At 59.7% G+C, this 18707-nt stretch carries 15 protein-coding genes; 4 read left to right on the top strand and 11 right to left on the bottom strand.

Annotated features, from left to right (window positions below; genetic code table 11):
• Nucleotides 1-98: 98 nt before the first annotated feature.
• The gene (gene pbpC / locus ACRDD5_RS05555; RefSeq protein ID WP_438676147.1) at nucleotides 99-2405 is read right to left on the bottom strand and encodes a peptidoglycan glycosyltransferase PbpC; all 2307 of its coding nucleotides are present in this window, start codon (nucleotides 2403-2405) and stop codon (nucleotides 99-101) included.
• Between the two features lie 19 nt (nucleotides 2406-2424).
• Nucleotides 2425-7383, bottom strand: coding sequence for an alpha-2-macroglobulin family protein (locus ACRDD5_RS05550; RefSeq protein WP_438676146.1), 4959 nt, complete (start codon nucleotides 7381-7383; stop codon nucleotides 2425-2427).
• A 293-nt stretch (nucleotides 7384-7676) separates the two neighbouring features.
• On the opposite strand from ACRDD5_RS05550, the gene ACRDD5_RS05545 reads away from it, so the two are divergent.
• From ACRDD5_RS05545 to ACRDD5_RS05530, 4 genes are all read left to right on the top strand, one after another.
• Nucleotides 7677-9221, top strand: coding sequence for a PTS transporter subunit EIIC (locus ACRDD5_RS05545; protein WP_271281004.1), 1545 nt, complete (start codon nucleotides 7677-7679; stop codon nucleotides 9219-9221).
• Nucleotides 9222-9232: 11 nt separating this feature from the next.
• On the top strand, nucleotides 9233-10600 hold the full coding sequence (locus tag ACRDD5_RS05540; protein ID WP_271281003.1) for a 6-phospho-alpha-glucosidase: 1368 nt from the start codon (nucleotides 9233-9235) through the stop codon (nucleotides 10598-10600).
• Nucleotides 10601-10689: 89 nt separating this feature from the next.
• Nucleotides 10690-11535: a 3-mercaptopyruvate sulfurtransferase gene (sseA, locus tag ACRDD5_RS05535; RefSeq protein ID WP_271281002.1), complete on the top strand. Its 846-nt coding sequence runs from the start codon at nucleotides 10690-10692 to the stop codon at nucleotides 11533-11535.
• Nucleotides 11535-12305, top strand: coding sequence for a MurR/RpiR family transcriptional regulator (locus ACRDD5_RS05530; protein ID WP_438676145.1), 771 nt, complete (start codon nucleotides 11535-11537; stop codon nucleotides 12303-12305). The genes sseA and ACRDD5_RS05530 overlap by 1 nt, the downstream gene beginning before the upstream one ends.
• Before the next feature lie 18 nt (nucleotides 12306-12323).
• Here ACRDD5_RS05530 and sseB read toward each other — a convergent pair whose 3' ends face one another.
• The 9 genes from sseB to ACRDD5_RS05485 all read right to left on the bottom strand — a co-directional run.
• Nucleotides 12324-13100: an enhanced serine sensitivity protein SseB gene (gene sseB / locus ACRDD5_RS05525; protein WP_438676144.1), complete on the bottom strand. Its 777-nt coding sequence runs from the start codon at nucleotides 13098-13100 to the stop codon at nucleotides 12324-12326.
• 93 nt (nucleotides 13101-13193) lie between these two features.
• Nucleotides 13194-14480 carry an aminopeptidase PepB gene (gene pepB, locus ACRDD5_RS05520; protein ID WP_438676143.1) on the bottom strand — a complete coding sequence of 429 codons (1287 nt, stop codon included), beginning with the start codon at nucleotides 14478-14480 and terminating at the stop codon, nucleotides 13194-13196.
• A gap of 59 nt (nucleotides 14481-14539) precedes the next feature.
• Nucleotides 14540-14740 carry a Fe-S cluster assembly protein IscX gene (gene iscX / locus ACRDD5_RS05515; protein ID WP_106994595.1) on the bottom strand — a complete coding sequence of 67 codons (201 nt, stop codon included), beginning with the start codon at nucleotides 14738-14740 and terminating at the stop codon, nucleotides 14540-14542.
• Nucleotide 14741: 1 nt separating this feature from the next.
• On the bottom strand, nucleotides 14742-15077 hold the full coding sequence (gene fdx / locus ACRDD5_RS05510) for an ISC system 2Fe-2S type ferredoxin (protein WP_271269036.1): 336 nt from the start codon (nucleotides 15075-15077) through the stop codon (nucleotides 14742-14744).
• Nucleotide 15078: 1 nt separating this feature from the next.
• The gene (gene hscA, locus ACRDD5_RS05505) at nucleotides 15079-16929 is read right to left on the bottom strand and encodes a Fe-S protein assembly chaperone HscA (RefSeq protein ID WP_271280998.1); all 1851 of its coding nucleotides are present in this window, start codon (nucleotides 16927-16929) and stop codon (nucleotides 15079-15081) included.
• Nucleotides 16930-16943: 14 nt separating this feature from the next.
• Nucleotides 16944-17459, bottom strand: a complete 516-nt coding sequence (hscB, locus tag ACRDD5_RS05500; protein WP_271280997.1) for a co-chaperone HscB — start codon at nucleotides 17457-17459, stop codon at nucleotides 16944-16946.
• A gap of 77 nt (nucleotides 17460-17536) precedes the next feature.
• Nucleotides 17537-17860, bottom strand: a complete 324-nt coding sequence (gene iscA / locus ACRDD5_RS05495) for an iron-sulfur cluster assembly protein IscA (RefSeq protein WP_271269039.1) — start codon at nucleotides 17858-17860, stop codon at nucleotides 17537-17539.
• A gap of 15 nt (nucleotides 17861-17875) precedes the next feature.
• Nucleotides 17876-18262 carry a Fe-S cluster assembly scaffold IscU gene (iscU, locus tag ACRDD5_RS05490; RefSeq protein ID WP_271280996.1) on the bottom strand — a complete coding sequence of 129 codons (387 nt, stop codon included), beginning with the start codon at nucleotides 18260-18262 and terminating at the stop codon, nucleotides 17876-17878.
• Between the two features lie 23 nt (nucleotides 18263-18285).
• A partial coding sequence (locus tag ACRDD5_RS05485) for an aminotransferase class V-fold PLP-dependent enzyme (RefSeq protein ID WP_438676142.1) occupies nucleotides 18286-18707 on the bottom strand: 422 nt, incomplete at its 5' end.

The following is an 18707-nucleotide window of genomic DNA, read 5'->3' as shown; positions in this document are numbered from 1 at the left end:
CCCGCCATTGCCTATGGATGTATGTAACATTTTTTTAAAATAAGACGATTATTAACAACAGATCGGCGCTGGATCGTGTTTTCTCTTATTCCAACGGGCTATTGCAGCAAAAAGTTCACCGTTGCCACCTGTCCCGCCTCATCCATAACCAGCAGTTGATACTCCCCTGCCCTGTCGAGCCGCAGCGTAAATGCGCGTCCCTGCCCGTTCAGTGGTTCGCCATTGAGAAACCACCAGCGCACGCCGTCGCTGCCGCTGGCGATCAGGGGTAAGGACACTTGTGATTCACCCGGCAGACGCCTGATAACCGCCCCTTCCCGAATCCCCGAGAGAATCAGCGGCGCCGGGAAAGCCTGACTCAGCGGCGGACAGACCTGGGACGCGGTCGGGATCCGTGCCCCCCGCCTTTCCGCCTGCGGCAGCCACGGCTCCAGCGGCAGCGGCCAGACCTCGACGGTGGTCTCTTTCGCCGCCGGGCAGTCGGGGGCGACACGTTGACCGGCGTTATCCAGCCAGACGGGAAAGCGAATGCCGCGAATGCCCTCCTGCTCCGGCAGCAGTAAGGTCGGCGGCTGGCGGCCGTCCAGCAGCCAGGGCGCGAGCCGCCTGCGGCAGTTGGTAGCCCCTTCCGGCAGCGATTGCCCGCCCGGCCAGCAAATCACGCCGCGCCCCACGGATGCCGGGCGCGGATCGCGAGGCAGACGCGCCTCGTCCACCGCCGAGCGCGACTGCAGCAGGTTGTTCACCTGATTGAGCAGCGGTACGGCGCTGGCAAAGCCAAACTGCCCGGCCACCGGGGTGCCGTCAGGCCTGCCGGTCCAGATGCCAATCACGTAGCGCGCATTCAGCCCTATCGCCCAGGCATCACGATAGCCATAGCTGGTACCGGTTTTGATCGCCAACGGTACCACCTGCGTCAGCGCGCTGTCCGGCAGCGGTTGCCCCTCATTCGCCAGAATACGACGAATAATCCACGCCGCGCCCGGCGACAGCAGCGGGCGTTCAAGCAGCGGGTCATCGGGCTGCAGGCGCAGCTTGCCCGCTTTACCGTGACGGGCGAAGGCGCTGTAGGCGGCAGCGATATCCTCCAGACGTGCCCCGGCTCCGCCCAAAATCAGTGAGAGATTTGGCTGGGCACCCGGCGGAAGCAGCAGCGGGAGGCCAGCGTTACGCAGCATACCGGCAAATTTTTTCGGCCCGTAGGCCTCCAGCACCTGAACGGCAGGCAGGTTCAGCGAGCGCACCAGCGCTTCGCTCATGCCGACTGGCCCGTGAAAACCGCTGTCGAAGTTGCCGGGACGGTAATCGCCCGTCCGCCGGGGCACATCCTGCAGCAGCGATGCCGGGTGGATCAGCCCGTCATCCATCGCCAGGCCATAGATAAACGGCTTCAGCACCGATCCCGGGGATCGGATCGCGGCAATCATATCCACATGGCTGAACCGGGTGTCGTCATGAATGTCGACGGATCCGACCCAGCCGCGCACTGTCATGTTGGTGTGATCCACGACGATCATCGCCAGCGAGCTGCGCGGGGCTAAACGTGACTTCCAGTTGAGGGCCAGCTCCTCGAGCTGACGCTGCAGGGTGGCATCCAGGGTAGTAACCACTTTGCTGTCCCGGCTTTTCCCCAGCATCATGCGCGAAAACAGCGGTGCCAGCTGCGGCATTTGCCGGGGTGCCAGCCAGACCGGCTCTTCCCGTGACTCGCGGACCTGGCTTGCTTCCCAGACGCCCTGGGAGGCCATCCTGTCGAGAACTTTATTACGCGCCGCTTCTGCACGCTGCGCCCAGCGATCCGGTCGCAGGCGACTCGGGGCCTGCGGCAGGACGGCCAGCAGCGCGGCTTCGGAGTAACTTAGCTGCGCGGGCGCTTTGCCCAGATAGACCCAGCTTGCCGCCCCTACCCCCTGTAAAGTGCCGCCAAACGGGGCACGGTTGAGATAGAGGGTGAGGATCTCGCGTTTGGACAGATGCCATTCCAGCTGTGCCGCCCGCCAGAGCTGACGCACTTTGCCGCCAAGCGTGCGGGGATGGGGATCCAGCAGGCGAGCCACCTGCATGGTGAGGGTACTGCCGCCAGAAATCACCTTGCCGGCGCGCAGATCCTGCCAGGCGGCGCGCAGCACGGAGAACGGGTTCACCCCGGGATGTTGCCAGAACCAGCGATCTTCGTACTGAATCAACGCCTCAAGATAGCGAGGAGAGACCTCTTCGATGGTGACCGGATAGCGCCAGATGCCCTCCCGGTCGGCAAATCGCCACAGCGGGGTACCGTTTTCATCCACCACCACCCGAGCGGGATTGACCTCCTGCAACGGCAGCGGCCACAGGCGATCGGCCGCGACCACCATTCCCCCTAGCATAAGCAGCGCGCCCACCAGCCACAGCCAGCGGGCGCGCATCAGACGTAAACCCCACACGTTACGGCACGACAATCAACGGGTCGCTGGCCGCACCTGTTGCCCGCCACTGCGGAACGTACATCGATTCCACCATCGGCACCGGGACCCTGTAGGTTCCCGGCGTAACGGCGCGCGCCAGATACACCAGCGTCACCGGCTGGCCTTCGTTCACCGGCACGGCGGCCACAAAGCGATCGTCGCGGAACTCCATATGCTGGATATCCGCCTGCTGCATCTGGTTGAGCAGGTTCTGCACTTCAGCCCCGCTCTCCAGCAGGCTGGCGCTGCTGCTGGCGAGGTTCTGGTTTTCCAGCTCCAGTCCGGCAGGCAGCAGATCCACCACCAGCGCATCCGGCACGTTCTGGCTGGCCGACACCTCCAGCCAGACCAGCACCAGCTCGCCGCTCTTCAGCGAGGAGAGCGACCTGCTGCTGCCGTCGGTTGCGAGGAACTGGCGGTCGATTTTCAGCACACTGGAGGCGGGCTGCGGCGCGGATTGTGGGTATCCGCTGCTGTCGAGGCGCACCCACAGCGGCGCGGAGCCACTATTGGTCACCTCCAGGGCGGCCAACTGGTCGGCATTCAGGTTTTGCACCTGCGGTTTGTCACCGCGCAGCCCACCGTCCGAGAGGCTGGTCGTCGCCTGCCACGCCCCGGAAAGGGTCTGCAGGGAACGGCCCGCGAGGAACAGGGCATTGCTCTCCTGGGTTGATAACCAGCGCTGGCTGAATGCCTGTTGCGACAGAGTGTTCAGCAGCGTGTTTTGCGCATCCGGCAGCAGCTTGTTCTCTTCCAGCAGGCTGAGCATCAGCGCGTTGTCGCGAAGCGGGCTGCCGTAATCGGCCATCCAGCCTTGCGACTCGCTGCGCGGAGTTTTGATCGCCAGATCCAGCGCCTGCTGGCTGCGCGGCGCATCGCCCATCAGCTTCAGCGCCAGCCCCAGCTGCATCACCGGCAGGCCGGATTTGGCCTGGCCGTGTCGCTCCCAGATCTCGCGCAGCGCACCCAGAGGTGCTTTTTGCTGACGCGCCAGCACCAGCGCGGCATACGCCTGTACGGCAAACTTGCTGGCCTGCGTCTCTTCGCTGTAACGAACGGAAATCATGCCAGGATCCTGCAGGTAGCGCAGCAGACGGGTATTGGCATTGTTAATGGCTTCAGCAGGCACGCTGTAACCTTGCTCCCCCGCACGTACCAGGAAATCGGTAACGTAGGCGGTCAGCCAGTACTCTTCCGGACCGTTTTTATCCCACAGGGCAAATCCACCGTCGCTGCGCTGCATCTGCAGCAGGCGGGAGATGCCGATCTCCACCGCCGCCCGGCGCTTGTCGTCGCTGTCGCCTTTAATGCCAAGGGCAGCCAGCTGCGCGGCGTTGGTATAGAGCGACGGGAACAGGCCGCTGGCGGTTTGCTCCAGGCAGCCATACGGGTAGGCCTGCAGTTCACGAATATAGCGGGCCAGGTTGAGCGGCGGCTTGCCGCTTAGCAGCAGCTGCCCCTGCAGCGTCGCCGGTGAGAAATCAGCGATGTGCTGCGCGGGCGCATGCCAGCTTTCGCCCGGATTGAGCATCGTGCCGGTGTTCACGGTCTGTGCCGGGAACGCCGGACGCACGCCAATTTTCCAGCTCTTCTGCAGCGGTGCAAAGGTTTCCCCCGGCAGCGTAAGGCCGCTGACCTGGGCGGCAATTTCACCCTCGCCGTAGCCGTCCAGCGCGCGCACCGGAATAAACAGCGTACTGCGCTCGCCCGCCGCCAGCTTCACCGGCTGCGGCTGCGCCCCCTCCAGTGCCAGATTGCCCCCGGCAGTCAGGGCCACATTCAGGGTTTGCGGCTGGTCGGTAAGGTTGGTCAGATCCAGCGTCAGCCTGGCGTTATCACCGCTTGCCAGGAAGCGCGGGGCATTCAGCTCGGTGATGACCGGCGCGGCGACAATAATTTTGCTTTCACTGCTGCCAAAATCGTCCTCTGTCCAGGCCTGTGCCATCAGGCGCAGCTCACCGTTGAAGTCACCAATCGGTAACGAGACGGTGCCTTCGCCGTTGGCATTCAGCGTCACCGGCTGCGCCTGTTGCGCGATAATGGTGACATGATTCACCGGCGGCTTGCCGCCGCGTTTAAGTTCATCGCCATCGCCGCCAAAGCGCAGCGACGCCAGTCGGCCCTGGCCTTCAATCACCTGGCCGTAAATATCGTAGATATCCGCGCCGTAGCGCTTCTGGCCGAAGAATGCCTGCCACGGATCGGGCGTCACATAGTCAGTAATGTTCAACACCCCGCTGTCCACCGCCGACACCAGCACATTCACTTTTTGCGGTGCAGCGCCCTCTTTCACGCTGGCTTTCACTTTGACGGTCAGCGTCTGGTTAGGTCGCATTTTTGGCGGGTTTTCCAGCGCCAGATTCAGACGGCGGTTTTCATCCCCCATCGGCAGGTGCAGTAAGCCCACCGCGCGTTTTGGCGTTGCCGATTTGGATTTGTCTCCCGGGCGTACCACCAGCGTGGAGAGGTAAAGGTCGTGACGCTTCCAGGCTTTATCCACCGGGATAGTCATCTCCAGCCCTTCTGCCGGGACGTCGATCTCTTTCCACCACAGCGGTCCTTCGCTGGATTCGATCATCGCATAGCCTTTCCCTGCCGCCGGGGCGGCAATGTGCAGCTTGATGGTGTCCCCCGGCTGATAGGTCGGCTTATCCAGCTTCATCGTGACGCGATCCGGGCGGGCCGCGCCCGTGCCGTCGCTGTTATCCTGCCAGCTATAACCGGCCCAGAAGCGCAGGCTGCTGACCGTCTCGTTCGGGGCTTTGACCTCCAGACGATAAGAGCCCCACTCAACAGGGAAGCTCACTTTGCCGGTCTCGTCCGCGGCCAGATTCAGGATCTGCTCACCTTCGACCAGATCTTTTTGATCAAACTGCGACTGCCAGCCGTCGCTCTCTGACCAGTTCCACGCGTAGTCGCGGCGCTCGCGGATCAGGCGCACCTGCAGATCCGACACCGCTTTTTTCGCCCCTTTCGCATCGGCGTAGACGATATCGAACCCCGCCTGACTGTTCTCTTCAACAATCGGCTGGTTAACGGTGGTATCGGTGCGGTAGTCATACACCGATTTGCTGGCGAACTGCGCCCGGATACCCGGCAGCGTAGCTGCTGGCCATACTGCCTGCTCCACCCGGCGGGTAATAGGACGTCCGCCCGACTCGAGCAGGCTGGCCTGCAAAATCACCTGCAGCGGGGAGTGGACCTCTTTCCACTGGCTTTCGGTCGTGATTTGCCCGCGTCCCTCTTCGTTGAGCGTCAGCTGCACTTCATCCAGGCTGCGGCTCAGATTCTCCTCGGCGATATCACCGAACTGGAAGCCCGGCAGCGCGGCCACGGCCTCGCGCAGCGGGCGCAGGAACAGCTGCCCCTGCAGACTGTTGCCGTTAGCGGGCGCGCCGTACAGGTAGTAGCCGGTCACGTCGAAAGCGACGTTATCCGCAGGCGCAATGGGTGCTTTTTGCGCGGCAAGATTGAGCGCCATGCGCTCCGGCATAAAGTCTTCGACATGGAAATCCCACAGCCGCTGCTGGTTATCGCCGGTGCTGGCGCGAACGTGCCACATGCCCGTTTGCGCCCCGCTCTCAAGCTGATAGTTGAAGCGATAGAGGCCGTTGTCCGGCTGGCTGACCACCGTACGCGCCACCTGCCCGTCCGGGCGCAGCACCTCCAGCTTGACCGGCTGATCCGCCAGCGGTTTGCCATCGCTGTCGCGCAGCAGTCCGTTGAGGATCACCGTTTCGCCCGGGCGATAGAGATCGCGCGGGCCAAACATAAAGAACTGCATGCTGAAGCCTGGCGCACCGCTAATAGCAAACTCCGCCAGATCCAGCGCCGGCAGGGTAAGGTCCAGCAGCGTGGTCTGCCCGTCCTTGCGGGCCAGCAGCAGCGCCGCTTCTTTGTCGGTCTGCAGCGTGGCGTGACCGTCTGCGTCGCTGGTGGCCTGCGCCAGGGTCTGCCCTTTATCGTTGAGCAGCATCACTTCGATGGCCGACTGCGCCGCGCCGTTTTCCAGGCTCTGGGTAAAGACATCCAGCCGGTTATGGTAGCGGTGCGCAGACAGACCAATATCGCTGAGGGTAAACAGCGTGGCGGCATTGCTGTAGTTGTAATGCCCGGCCTGATTCATCACCGCGATATAAACCCCCGCCTGCTGCAGCGGCTTGATATCCCGCAGCGGCAGGAGCAGTTTTTCGCGGGTATTGCGCGCCGGGTTAAGATCGAAACGTCCGGTATACACCAGCTCCGCCAGCTTCAGCAGATTGTCGGATTCCCAGTTGGTAAGGGAACTGCGGTACTCCCACTGGCTGACGAACGCCGCCAGCGACTCGGGTTTAACGCGGTAGAAATTCACATCGACGTTATTGACGTTGAGCGCCATCACCGGCAGCCCTTCGACCACCTTGCCCGGCAGCAGCGAGCCGCGGCTGGCAAACCCGACGCTCGGTTCGATGTCGCGGGTGGTGATGGTTTTTTCGTAGTCGATGCCAAAGGTATTTTTGTTCAGCCCCTGCAGGCCGCGCTCGACGGTCACCACCAGGTTACGGTTCGGCTCCAGATGCCGCAGGCGCAGCTCTTTCAGGTTTGGCGCCAGCTCCCATGCCCCATCGACCTTGCCGCTTTTTTTGTCTACCACATGCACAGTGCGTGAAAAATCCTGCGCAGGATAGAGCGGCACGGAGAAGGTCAGCACCAACGCGGCGGCGCCGTCGAGCTGGATTTCCGAGGCATCCAGCAGGGTCAGCGCTTTGCCCTGGCTAAGCGCTGCCAGTTTCGCCAGCGTCGCGTCGTCCGGTTTTGTCGCTTCAGGCTTTTTGGCAGCGGGTTCGGCAGCCGCAGCGGGCGCCTTTGATTGGGGTTTGTCGTCGCTGTTGTCACAGCCGACAAGTGCCATTGTGGTAAACAGCGCTAAAGAAAGCGCGGCAAGGCGAAACGGTTTCATCCTGTATCCCTGGCCTCACGGGCCTGTTGGTCATCGTCGGGGTAATTATTATCCGCAACGTTCATTAATACAAAAGAACAAAAGTCCAATGTGAGACTCTGGAAAGCACCTCGCAAACATCTGCGTCACGCGCGACAGCCCCTGTTACCCGGATCACAGCCTGGAACGTTACATGTTACCTTTAACGTCATTTGTTTTTAAAACAATAAGATAGCTGGATAAGTCGCCGCTTGACCTGCTAATTTTAATGCTGAGACGCACCCTGAGTGCGCGGTTCACTAAGAGAGAACGTCATGAAACGAGCCGTGAACGCCCTACAAAATTTTGGAAAATCCCTGTACGGACCGGTACTGATTCTACCGATTGTCGGTCTGTTCATCGCCTTTGGTAACGTGTTGGGTAACGGCAACCTTGCCGGTTATCTGCCGTTTCTCGGTCATCCGGTAATACAGAGCATCGGGCTGCTGATTTCAAAATCTGCCGTCTCTGTGCTGGTCAACCTCGCGCTGGTGTTTGCCGTGGGGATCCCTATTGGCCTTGCCACGCGTGACAAAGGTTACGCCGCGCTGATTGGCCTGGTGACCTTTGTGGTGTTTATCAACGCCATGAACGTCACCCTGCAGCTGCAGGGGGCGCTTGCCCCGGCAGACCAGATGAAGGCCGCCGGGCAAAGCATGGTGCTGGGCGTGCAGGTGCTGGAGATGGGCGTGTTCGCCGGGATCCTCACCGGGGCGCTGTCAGGCTACCTGTATAACAAATACTCCAGCGTGCAGTTTAACGGGGCAATGGCAATCTACTCGGGCCACTGCTTTGTCGCCATCATTATGCTGCCGGTGTCGATGCTGCTGGGCGTGATAATGAGCGAGCTGTGGCCGTTTGCTCAGCACGGTATCAGCGCCATGGCCCTCGCCATTAAAGGCTCCGGGCCGTTTGGGGTGGCGATTTACGGCTTCCTTGAGCGCATTCTGGTGCCGACCGGTCTGCATCATCTGGTCTATACCCCGTTCCTGTATACCGAACTGGGCGGTACCCAGGACGTCTGCGGCGCAACCTACCAGGGCGCGCGCAATATCTACTTTGCCGAGATGGCCTGCCCGGACGTGAAGCAGCTCAGCAGCACCGTGGTCTGGGATGCGCGCGGCATCAGCAAAATGTTTGGCCTGCCGGCGGCGGCACTGGCGATGTATGTCACCGCCAAACCGGAGCGTAAAGCCGCCGCCAAAGCGATTCTGATCCCAGCGGCGCTGACCTCGCTGCTGGTGGGCGTCACCGAGCCGATTGAGTTCTCGTTCCTGTTCGTCGCCCCGCTGCTGTTTGTGGTGCATGCGGTGTTGACCGGGATTGGCATGATGCTGTTCTCCCTGCTGGGCGTACACGCCATTGGCGCTAACGGCATTATCGATTTCATTCTTTATAACCTGCCGCTGGGCACGGAAAAGTCCAACTGGCCGATGTACATCGTGGTCGGGCTGATCATGTCAGCGCTCTACTTCGTCATCTTCCGCTTCCTGATCCTCCATTTCCGGATGAAAACGCCGGGCCGCGAGGAGGATGATCAGGAGACGCGTCTGTACAGCAAGCAGGAGTACCAGGCGAAAGGCAGCAATGACGGATTAGGCGAGGCGATCGTTATCGGCCTCGGCGGACGCGACAACATTGAGGTGGTGGATAACTGCTACACCCGCCTGCGCGTCACGGTCAAAGATGTCGCGATCGTCGACGAGCCACGGCTCAAAGCAACGGGCGCGAAAGGCATTATCAAGCAAGGTAACAACGTTCAGGTGGTCTACGGGCTGCACGTCAAAAAAATGCGAGAAGCCGTTGAGACGATTCTCTGAAGGAGACAAACATGTTTACACCCCCCTTTATTCTCTCTATCGCCGGTGGCGGCAGCACCTATACGCCGGGCATTGTGAAAAGTCTGATGGTGCAGCTGGACAAGTTCCCGCTGGCAGAAATTCGCCTCTACGACATCGATGAAGCGCGGCAGAACACCATCGCGCCGGTGGTCGAAAAGGTCATTCGCGATCACAGCCAGAGCATCAAATTTACCGTCACCGGTGACCCGGAAGTCGCATTCAGCGGAGCCCATTTCGTCTTCGCCCAGATGCGCGTCGGTCAGTACAAAATGCGCGAGCAGGATGAAAAGATCCCCCTGCGCCATGGCGTAGTCGGTCAGGAAACCTGTGGCCCCGGCGGGCTGGCGTACGGCTTGCGCACCATTCTGCCGATGGTCGAGCTTATCGATATGGTCGACCGCTATGCGCACGAGAAAGCGTGGATTGTTAACTACTCCAACCCGGCCGCGATCGTTGCAGAAGGCGTGCGCCGCCTGCGTCCTGACGCCCGGGTGCTGAACATTTGCGATATGCCGGTGGCGGCGATGCGTAATATGGGGGCCATTCTCGGGGTGGATCGCCACAAGCTGGAGGTGGATTACTTCGGTCTGAACCACTTCGGCTGGTTTACCCGCGTGCTGGTGGACGGCGTGGATCGCCTGCCGGAGCTGCGTCGCCATATCGCCAAATTTGGCCTGCTGACGGAAGATGCGGCCAAAACCGATCCGCAGCACTCGGATCCGTCGTGGGTGAAGACCTGGCGCAACATCAAGCCCATCATGGATAACTTCCCGGAGTACCTGCCGAACCCGTATCTTCAGTACTACCTGATGCCGAACCAGATTGTGGAGCATCAAAATCCTGACTACACCCGCGCCAATGAAGTGATGAACGGCCGCGAGAAGAAGCTGTTCGCGGCAGCGGAAGAGTATAAAAAGACCGGAATTCTGTCAGATGCGTTCCACGTGGGCGTCCACGGAGAGTTTATCGTCGACGTAGCCCGCTCGCTGGCTTTCAACCTGCGCCAGCGCCATCTGGTAATGGTCGAAAACCGCGGGGCAATTACCAATTTACCGTATGACGCGATGGTCGAAGTCCCGGCGTATATCACAAGCGCTGGCCCGGAGCCGGTGCGTATCGGTCAGGTGCCGCTGTTCCATCAGACCCTGCTGCAGCAGCAGCTGGCTTCGGAACAGCTGCTGGTGGAAGCCACCGTTGAGGGCAGCTACGAGAAAGCGTTGCAGGCCTTCACCCTCAACCGCACCGTGCCGACCATGGAACACGCCAAAGCTATTCTTGATGAGATGATTGAGGCCAACCGCGACTACTGGCCCGCCCTGCAAAAAGCCTGGCAGGAGGGGGAAATAGCGAAAAATTAGAAGCAGGCTCGCGACCTGGACGTGGTTCGCTTGTCGATGTCAGAAAAAACATCGACAATCCATTAATGTTTTCATTGCTGGAGGCAACCATGTCCACCTCATTTTTTGTCGCAGCCGACTGGCTGATTGAGCACGCTAACGATCCTGAAGTGCAACTCCTTGACGCGCGCATGGCGCCGCCAGGCCAGGAGCATCGTGACGTACCCGCTGAATACCGCGCCGGGCATCTGCCGGGGGCGGTTTTTTTTGATATCGAAGCCCTCTCCGATCACACCTCGTCCCTGCCGCACATGATGCCGCGCCCGGAGTCGTTTGCCGTGGCAATGCGCGAGCTGGGTATCAGCCGCGATAAACATCTGGTTGTCTACGATGAGGGCAATCTGTTCTCCGCTCCGCGCGCGTGGTGGATGCTGAAAACCTTCGGCGTCGAAAACGTGTCGATTCTGGCGGGCGGGCTGGCAGGCTGGCAGCGCGCCGACCTGCCGCTCCAGCAGGGGAATGTTGACCTACCGGAAGGGGATTTTGACCCAGGCATCGACGCCAGCGCGATCAAACGCCTGACCGACGTGCTGCTGGCCAGCCATGAAAAGACCGCGCAAATTATCGACGCCCGCCCTGCCCCGCGCTTTAACGCCGAGGCCGACGAGCCGCGCCCAGGTCTGAAGCGTGGCCATATTCCCGGTGCGCGTAACGTCCCCTGGGGGGATCTGGTGTTTGACGGCGAGCTGAAAACCGCCGACGAACTGCGCGAGATTTTCGACCGTCAGGGCGTGGATCTGCACCAGCCGACCATTGCCAGCTGCGGCTCTGGCGTAACCGCCTGCGTGGTGATTCTGGCGCTGGCGACGCTCGGCAAAACCGACGTGACGCTGTACGACGGAGCATGGAGTGAATGGGGCGCACGCGACGATCTGCCGATTGAACCGGCGCGTTAATGGATAACCGTCTGGCGACCTTGCTGACGCGCGGGGAGTCCCTGACCCGCGCGGAGTATCGCGTGCTGGCGCATCTGACCGAGCATCCGCTGCTGGTGGGCAACATCACGGTGCGGGAGCTGGCGCAGGCCACGTTTGTCTCCACCGCCACTATCATGCGCCTGTGCCGCAAGCTGGGGTTCAGCGGCTTTAGCGAGTTCACCTGGCACTGTAAGCAGCTGCTGAGCGATACGCCGCACATTGCCGCCGAAGCCAGCCCGTCCGCCGAGTTACCCGCACTGTTCAACCAGTTTATCGCCAACTATCAGCAAACCCTGCAGTGGGCGACGGCGGAAAAACGCCGCCGCTTTGCCGATCTGCTGCGTGAAAAAGAGCACTTTTTTCTCTATGGGGCGGGCTTTTCCTATCTGTTCGCTGAGTATCTGACGAAGAAATTGCAGGTGCTGGGCAAGACGGCGTTTATCTCTGGTCCCGGCGACAGCCGCAATATTTTTCTCAGCAACGCTTCGCGCTATCAGGTGTTTATTGCGGTCTCGCGCCGCGGCGAAACGGAACAGGTGCTGGATAAGGCGCGCATCGCGAAGAACGTGGGGATGACGGTAGTGGCGTTTACCCGCGCCTCGGCCAATACGCTGGCGGGGATGGCGGATCTGCATTTTGCCCTGTACGACGAAGCGGTGCATTTCGCTGCCGAAGCCGCCGGGGTGACATCGTTTGAGTCGAACCTGGTGTTGCTGATGGATTTACTGCTGCTGGAAGCGACGGGGTGAAGAGTCACCCCGTCAGCATCAGATAATGCGGTTGTTTTTGAAATCGCGCAGGAAGCCACCCCAGCGACGTTCATAGAACGGCGCGATGTGCTCAGTAAGAAAGTGGCTGACGCCCTTCTCGCCTTTAATCACCCGGCAGATATCAATCGGCTCATCGCCCGGCAGGGTGTCGGTTGCCACGCTGCCCGCCGCCTGAATAATCTCGTCGATCTCGCCATCCGCCTCGATGCCAATCAGCAGCACCGGCTGTTCGTCAGCCTGCTCTTTGATCGAGCACAGAAACGCGCGCTTCACGGGCTTGATGGTTTTGAAAAGCTGAGTCAGGGAGTCGATCATCTGCGCCGGGGGTTCGGCCACTTCCGACAGCAGCAGTGACGCCCCGCCCTCCAGCACCTCCTGGGTGCTTAGGGGATTGCCCTCCTCACCGATCAGATGGCTGATTTCACGCGGGGTGAACTCTTTACCGGTCGGCAGCTTCGCATTCAGAAACAGAGTCTCGCCCAGCGTCATTTCAAACAGCGTGCGCACAGGCATCACCACGAAGGCCTGTTCATCTTCAACGGCTTCCTGCAGGGCCTCCAGCGAGGAGAAGAACGGGATCACCGAGGTACCGTCATCTTTTTCCCAGTGCAGCAGATCCAGCGCGCTGTCATCCACAACCTGCTCGCCCTCGGCGGCGGTGCCTGGCACCCAGACGGTGGACTCCAGCAGGGTGCGGAAAAATGCCGGACGATGGGCGGGCTCGGTCGCCGCTTTCTCCAGCAGGGTTTCTAATTCGTTTTTGGTTTCTGACATAACAATTCCAGATGTTGCATTTTACCCCTCACCCTAACCCTCTCCCCAAAGGGGAGAGGGAACTCAAACACCCTCTGGGGTAAGGGGATACAGTTACTCAGCCGTCAACAGATTGGCAATAGTGCGCACGCCCAAACCGGTTGCGCCAGCTGACCACTGTTCAACGGCAGACTTGCGGTAGGTTGCGGAACAGTCGATATGCAGCCAGCCTTCGCGGTAGTTCTCAACGAAATGCGACAGGAAGCCGGCAGCCGTGCTGGCCCCTGCCGGATAGGTGGCGGGAGCGGTATTGTTCAGTTCGGCAAAGTTAGACGGCAGCTGGCTGCGGTGGAACTCGGCCAGCGGCAGACGCCAGAACGGCTCGTTTTCTGCTGCCGCGCTGGCCATCAGTTTAGCGGCCAGCTTGTCGTCGAAGCTGAACAGCGCATGATAGTCGTTGCCCAGCGCAGTTTTCGCGGCGCCGGTCAGAGTTGCCATGTCGATAATCAGCTCAGGCTTCTGCGCAGAAGCGTCGATCAGGCCATCGGCCAGCACCAGACGGCCTTCGGCGTCGGTATTCATCACTTCAACGTTTTTACCGTTGCGGTAGCGAATGATGTCGCCCAGCTTGAAGGCGTTGCCGCTGACCATGTTGTCCGCACAGCACAGGTACAGCTTCACGCGCTTGTTCAGGCCGCGGGTAATAGCAAACGCCAGCGCGCCGGTAATGGTGGCCGCGCCGCCCATGTCAGATTTCATCGAATCCATAAAGGCGCTCTGCTTCAGGCTGTAGCCGCCGGTATCGAAGGTGATGCCCTTCCCGACCAGGCAGGCGTAAACCGGAGCCTGCTTGTCGCCGGTTGGGTTGTAATCCAGCGCCAGCAGAACCGGCGGACGCTCGGAACCGCGACCCACGGTATGCAGACCCATATAGTTCTGTTCACGCAGATCTTCGCCTTTAGTGATGCGGTAAGAGACTTTCTCACCGCCCACGCCATTCAGCAGATCCACCGCGCGCTGGGCCAGCTGCTCCGGGCCTAACTCTTCTGCCGAAGCGTTAATGGTGTCGCGCACCCAGTCGATAATTTTCAGACGGCTTTCCAGCTCTTTCTTCGCGTCTGCGTCCAAATCGGCCCACTCAACTTTGCGTGTGCCTTTCGGGCCTTTGTAACCGGCCCAGAACGCCCAGCTGGTGTCGGTGTTCCAGCCTTCTCCGTCGAGCAACACATGCTTAATGCCTAAACCGTCGATTTTACGCGCCGCACGCTGAATCAAACCGATATCGTCGCTGCCGTTCAGGTGCAGGGTTATGCCGTCGTTATTAATGCTGTAGGTGGCTTTTTCACCCCAGCGCGCATCCGCAGGCTGAGTAGAGAGCGTAATCTTCATCGCTTCGGTCATTTTATTTATCCTTATTAGCAACAAGCAAACGGGCCGCCGAAGGCAGCCCGTTACATTATCTATTCTGCTTCATCTAACCAGACTAGCAGAATCGCCTCCAGAACTTTTTCATTGGAGGCGTTGGGATCATCATCAAACTCTTCCAGATCGCAAATCCACTGATGCATATCGGTGAACCGTACGGTTTTCGGATCGAGATCCGGATTGGCGTCGTACAGCGCCTCGCCGATTTCACGGCTGTCTGTCCACTTCAGTCCCATATCAATGCTCGCGTGCGTGGTTGAGGGTGTAACGCGGAAGTTCGATCACCAGATCTTCATCGGTGACGAGTGCCTGACAGCTCAGACGACTTTCCGGCTCCAGACCCCATGCTTTATCCAGCATGTCGTCTTCATCTTCCGTGCTCTCCACTAAAGAGTCGAACCCTTCGCGGACGATGCAGTGGCAGGTTGTGCAGGCACAGGATTTTTCACAGGCGTGTTCCACTTCGATACCGTTACGCAGGGCAACGTTAAGGATGGTTTCGCCGGTCTCAGCTTCCAGAACTGCGCCATCCGGACAGAGGTCCGCATGTGGCAGAAAAACAATCTTTGGCATATTAAACCTCGTCCACGGAGTGGCCTTTCAGCGCAGTGCGAACCGACTGGTCCATACGGCGAGCGGCAAACTCCTGGGTTTGTTTATCAACGTTTTTAATCGCTTGTTCTATGGCGTCAGCGTCATCGCCGTCCGCTACCGCGCGCAGTTGCGCGATGGCGTCGTCAATGGCCTGACGTTCAGCGGCGCTTAACAGCGCGGCATCGGCAGCGAGCGCGCTATGCAGACTTTCCAGCACGCGAGCCGCTTCGACTTTCTGTTCAGCCAGCATACGCGCCTTCACGTCCTGCGCGGCGTAGCTCATTGAATCCTGGAGCATGGTGGCGATTTCGCCATCGGTCAGACCGTAGGACGGTTTGACCTGGATGGAAGATTCGACACCGGTTGATTTTTCCATTGCCGTGACGCTCAGCAAACCGTCCGCATCCACCTGGAAGGTGACGCGAATATGCGCCCCGCCCGCAGGCAGCGCCGGGATCCCGCGCAGCGCAAAACGCGCCAGCGAACGGCAGTCCTGCACCAGTTCCCGCTCGCCCTGCAGCACGTGGATAGACATCGCCGTCTGACCGTCTTTGAAGGTGGTGAACTCCTGCGCGCGCGCCACCGGAATGGTGGTGTTACGCGGAATCACCTTCTCGACCAGCCCGCCCATGGTTTCCAGCCCCAGCGAGAGCGGGATAACATCGAGCAGCAGCATGTCGCTGTCCGGCTTGTTGCCGACCAGAATATCCGCCTGGATAGCGGCACCAATGGCGACTACTTTATCCGGATCGATAGCGGTCAGCGGCGTGCGACCAAAGAAGTCGCCCACCCGTTCACGCACCAGCGGAACGCGGGTTGAACCGCCAACCATCACCACTTCCAGCACCTCTTGTGCCTCGACGCCCGCATCTTTCAATGCGCGGCGGCAGGCCAGCAGGGTGCGTTTAACCAGGGGGGCAATCAGGTCATTAAACTGTGCACGGGTGATGTCGCCCTGCCAACCCGCAACCGTCACGCTGACGGACTGCGCATCGCTGAGGGCGATTTTGGCGGCCACGGCGGCATCCAGCAGCTCGCGCTGCAGGCGTGCATCCCGGCTGCCGCTGATCCCGGCCTGTTCGCAGATATAATCTGCCAGCAGATGGTCAAAATCGTCGCCGCCGAGGGCGGAGTCACCGCCGGTCGCCAGCACTTCAAACACCCCACGGCTTAAGCGCAGGATCGAAATATCAAAGGTGCCGCCGCCGAGGTCGAAGACCGCGATCACACCTTCTTTGCCGGAGTCCAGCCCATAGGCAATGGCGGCAGCAGTGGGTTCGTTCAGCAGGCGCAGCACGTGCAGGCCCGCCAGACGCGCCGCGTCTTTGGTGCCCTGACGCTGTGCATCATCGAAATAGGCCGGAACGGTGATCACCACGCCGTCGAGTTCGCCTTCCAGCGTAGAGGTGGCACGAGCCGCCAGCGCTTTCAGAATATCGGCAGAGATGCGGATCGGGTTTAACAGCCCGGCAGCGGTGGCGATCATCGGCAGGCCGTTTTCGCTTGCCTGCAGTTGATACGGCAGGTGTGGATAACGGTTCTGGATGTCCGCCAGCGAGCGGCCCATCATCCGTTTTACCGAGCTGATGGTGTTGACCGGATCCTGCGCGGCATTGGCGCGGGCGTGATAGCCCACGCTGTGGCCCTGCGGCTGATAGTGGACCACGGACGGCAGCAGGTGCTGACCGTCGGCGTCGGCCAGCGTTTCAGCCTGCCCGCTACGCACGGTCGCGACCAGCGAGTTGGTGGTGCCTAAGTCGATGCCCACCGCCAGACGACGCTGGTGCGGTGCGGCACTTAAGCCAGGCTCACTAATTTGTAATAAGGCCATAATTGCTTCCGAAATTAAAAATCGAGCAGCTTTTCTTCGAGTTGTTCAGCACTGCTTCGCAGTTTATCGAGAAAACGCAGCTTGCGCACAGTGTCCGCAGCGACGTCCCACGTCTCGTTATTCAATTGGGTCACCATCTGCTGATGGCGGGAATCGAACATCCCTTTTACACGCTGGATAAAACCCTCCAGACGCACGTCGTCCTTCGCCTGTTCAATCTCATCCAGCTCTTCACGCAGTTCCAGCTGTTCCATCAGGAACGCGGTATCGCGGACGGTGTGCTGCTCACTTGAGAGATCGAAACCGTGGCGCGACAGCAGATATTCTGCCCGGCTCAGCGGATTGCGCAGGGTTTGCCACGCCTGATTGATGGTCGCAGACTGCTGTACCGCAGCCAGCTGATCCGCCTGCGTACCGCTGGCGAATTTATCCGGGTGATACTGACGTTGCAGATCCTGGAAACGGGTCGCCAGCGCCTGAATATCAATTTCATACCCGGCGGGTAACCCAAAGAGGGTGAAGTAATCCATAACAATCTCAGGGTTAGCTGATTAAAGCAAACCCCACGCGCAGGCGGGCTGCGGTGGGGTTAACAGGTGATACGCAATTAAACCTGGAAGCTTTCGCCGCAACCGCACTCGTCTTTTACGTTCGGGTTCGTAAATTTAAACCCTTCGTTGAGGCCTTCTTTTACGAAGTCCAGCTCGGTGCCGTTCAGGAACTGCAGGCTCTTGCCATCGATCACGACCTTCACGCCTTTGTCTTCGAATACGGTATCTTCCGCCGCAGGTTCGTCAACAAATTCCAGTACGTAGGCCATACCAGAACAGCCGGAAGTACGCACACCAAGACGCAGGCCAAATCCTTTGCCACGGTTTGCCATAAAGGCATTTACTCGCGCGGCAGCGCTGTCGCTAAGGGTAATCGACATAACAACCTCAACTAATTATTTTGCGTCACGTTTGCTTTTGTAATCCGCAATTGCGGCTTTGATCGCATCTTCCGCCAGGATAGAGCAGTGAATTTTAACCGGCGGCAGTTCGAGCTCATCAGCAATATCGGTATTTTTGATGGCCTGCGCTTCGTCCAGGGATTTGCCCTTCACCCATTCGGTGACCAGGGAGCTGGAAGCGATTGCGGAACCGCAACCGTAGGTCTTGAAGCGGGCGTCTTCAATGATACCTTCATTGTTGACTTTAATCTGCAACTTCATCACGTCGCCACACGCCGGTGCGCCAACCATGCCGCTGCCTACGCTTACGTCGCTGTTGTCAAAAGAACCCACGTTACGTGGATTTTCGTAATGATCGATGACTTTTTCGCTGTATGCCATGTTGAATTCTCCTTACAAACCGATTAGTGATGTGACCATTCAATGCTGTTCAGATCCACGCCTTCTTTGAACATTTCCCACAGAGGAGAAAGGTCACGCAGACGGCCAATGGAGTTGCGAACCAGATTGATGGTGTAGTCAATCTCTTCATCGGTAGTAAAACGACCTAAAGAGAAACGGATAGAGCTGTGTGCCAGTTCGTCAGTCATGCCCAGGGCACGCAGAACGTAGGACGGCTCGAGGCTTGCGGAAGTACACGCAGAACCGGAAGAGACGGCCAGGTCTTTCAGCGCCATGATCAGCGACTCGCCTTCAACATAGTTGAAGCTGACGTTGAGGATGTTAGGTGCGCCCTGCTCGAGGTCGCCGTTCAGGTAGACCTCTTCCATATCTTTCACGCCTTCCCACAGACGGTTGCGCAGGGTGCGCAGACGCGCCATCTCGC

The sequence above is a fragment of the Silvania sp. genome (assembly GCF_051656365.1).
GTDB classification, from domain to species: Bacteria; Pseudomonadota; Gammaproteobacteria; order Enterobacterales; family Enterobacteriaceae; genus Enterobacter; species Enterobacter hatchlandensis.
The sequence above is the reverse complement of the archived record's forward strand: the minus strand, read 5'-3'. Positions and strand labels throughout refer to the sequence as shown.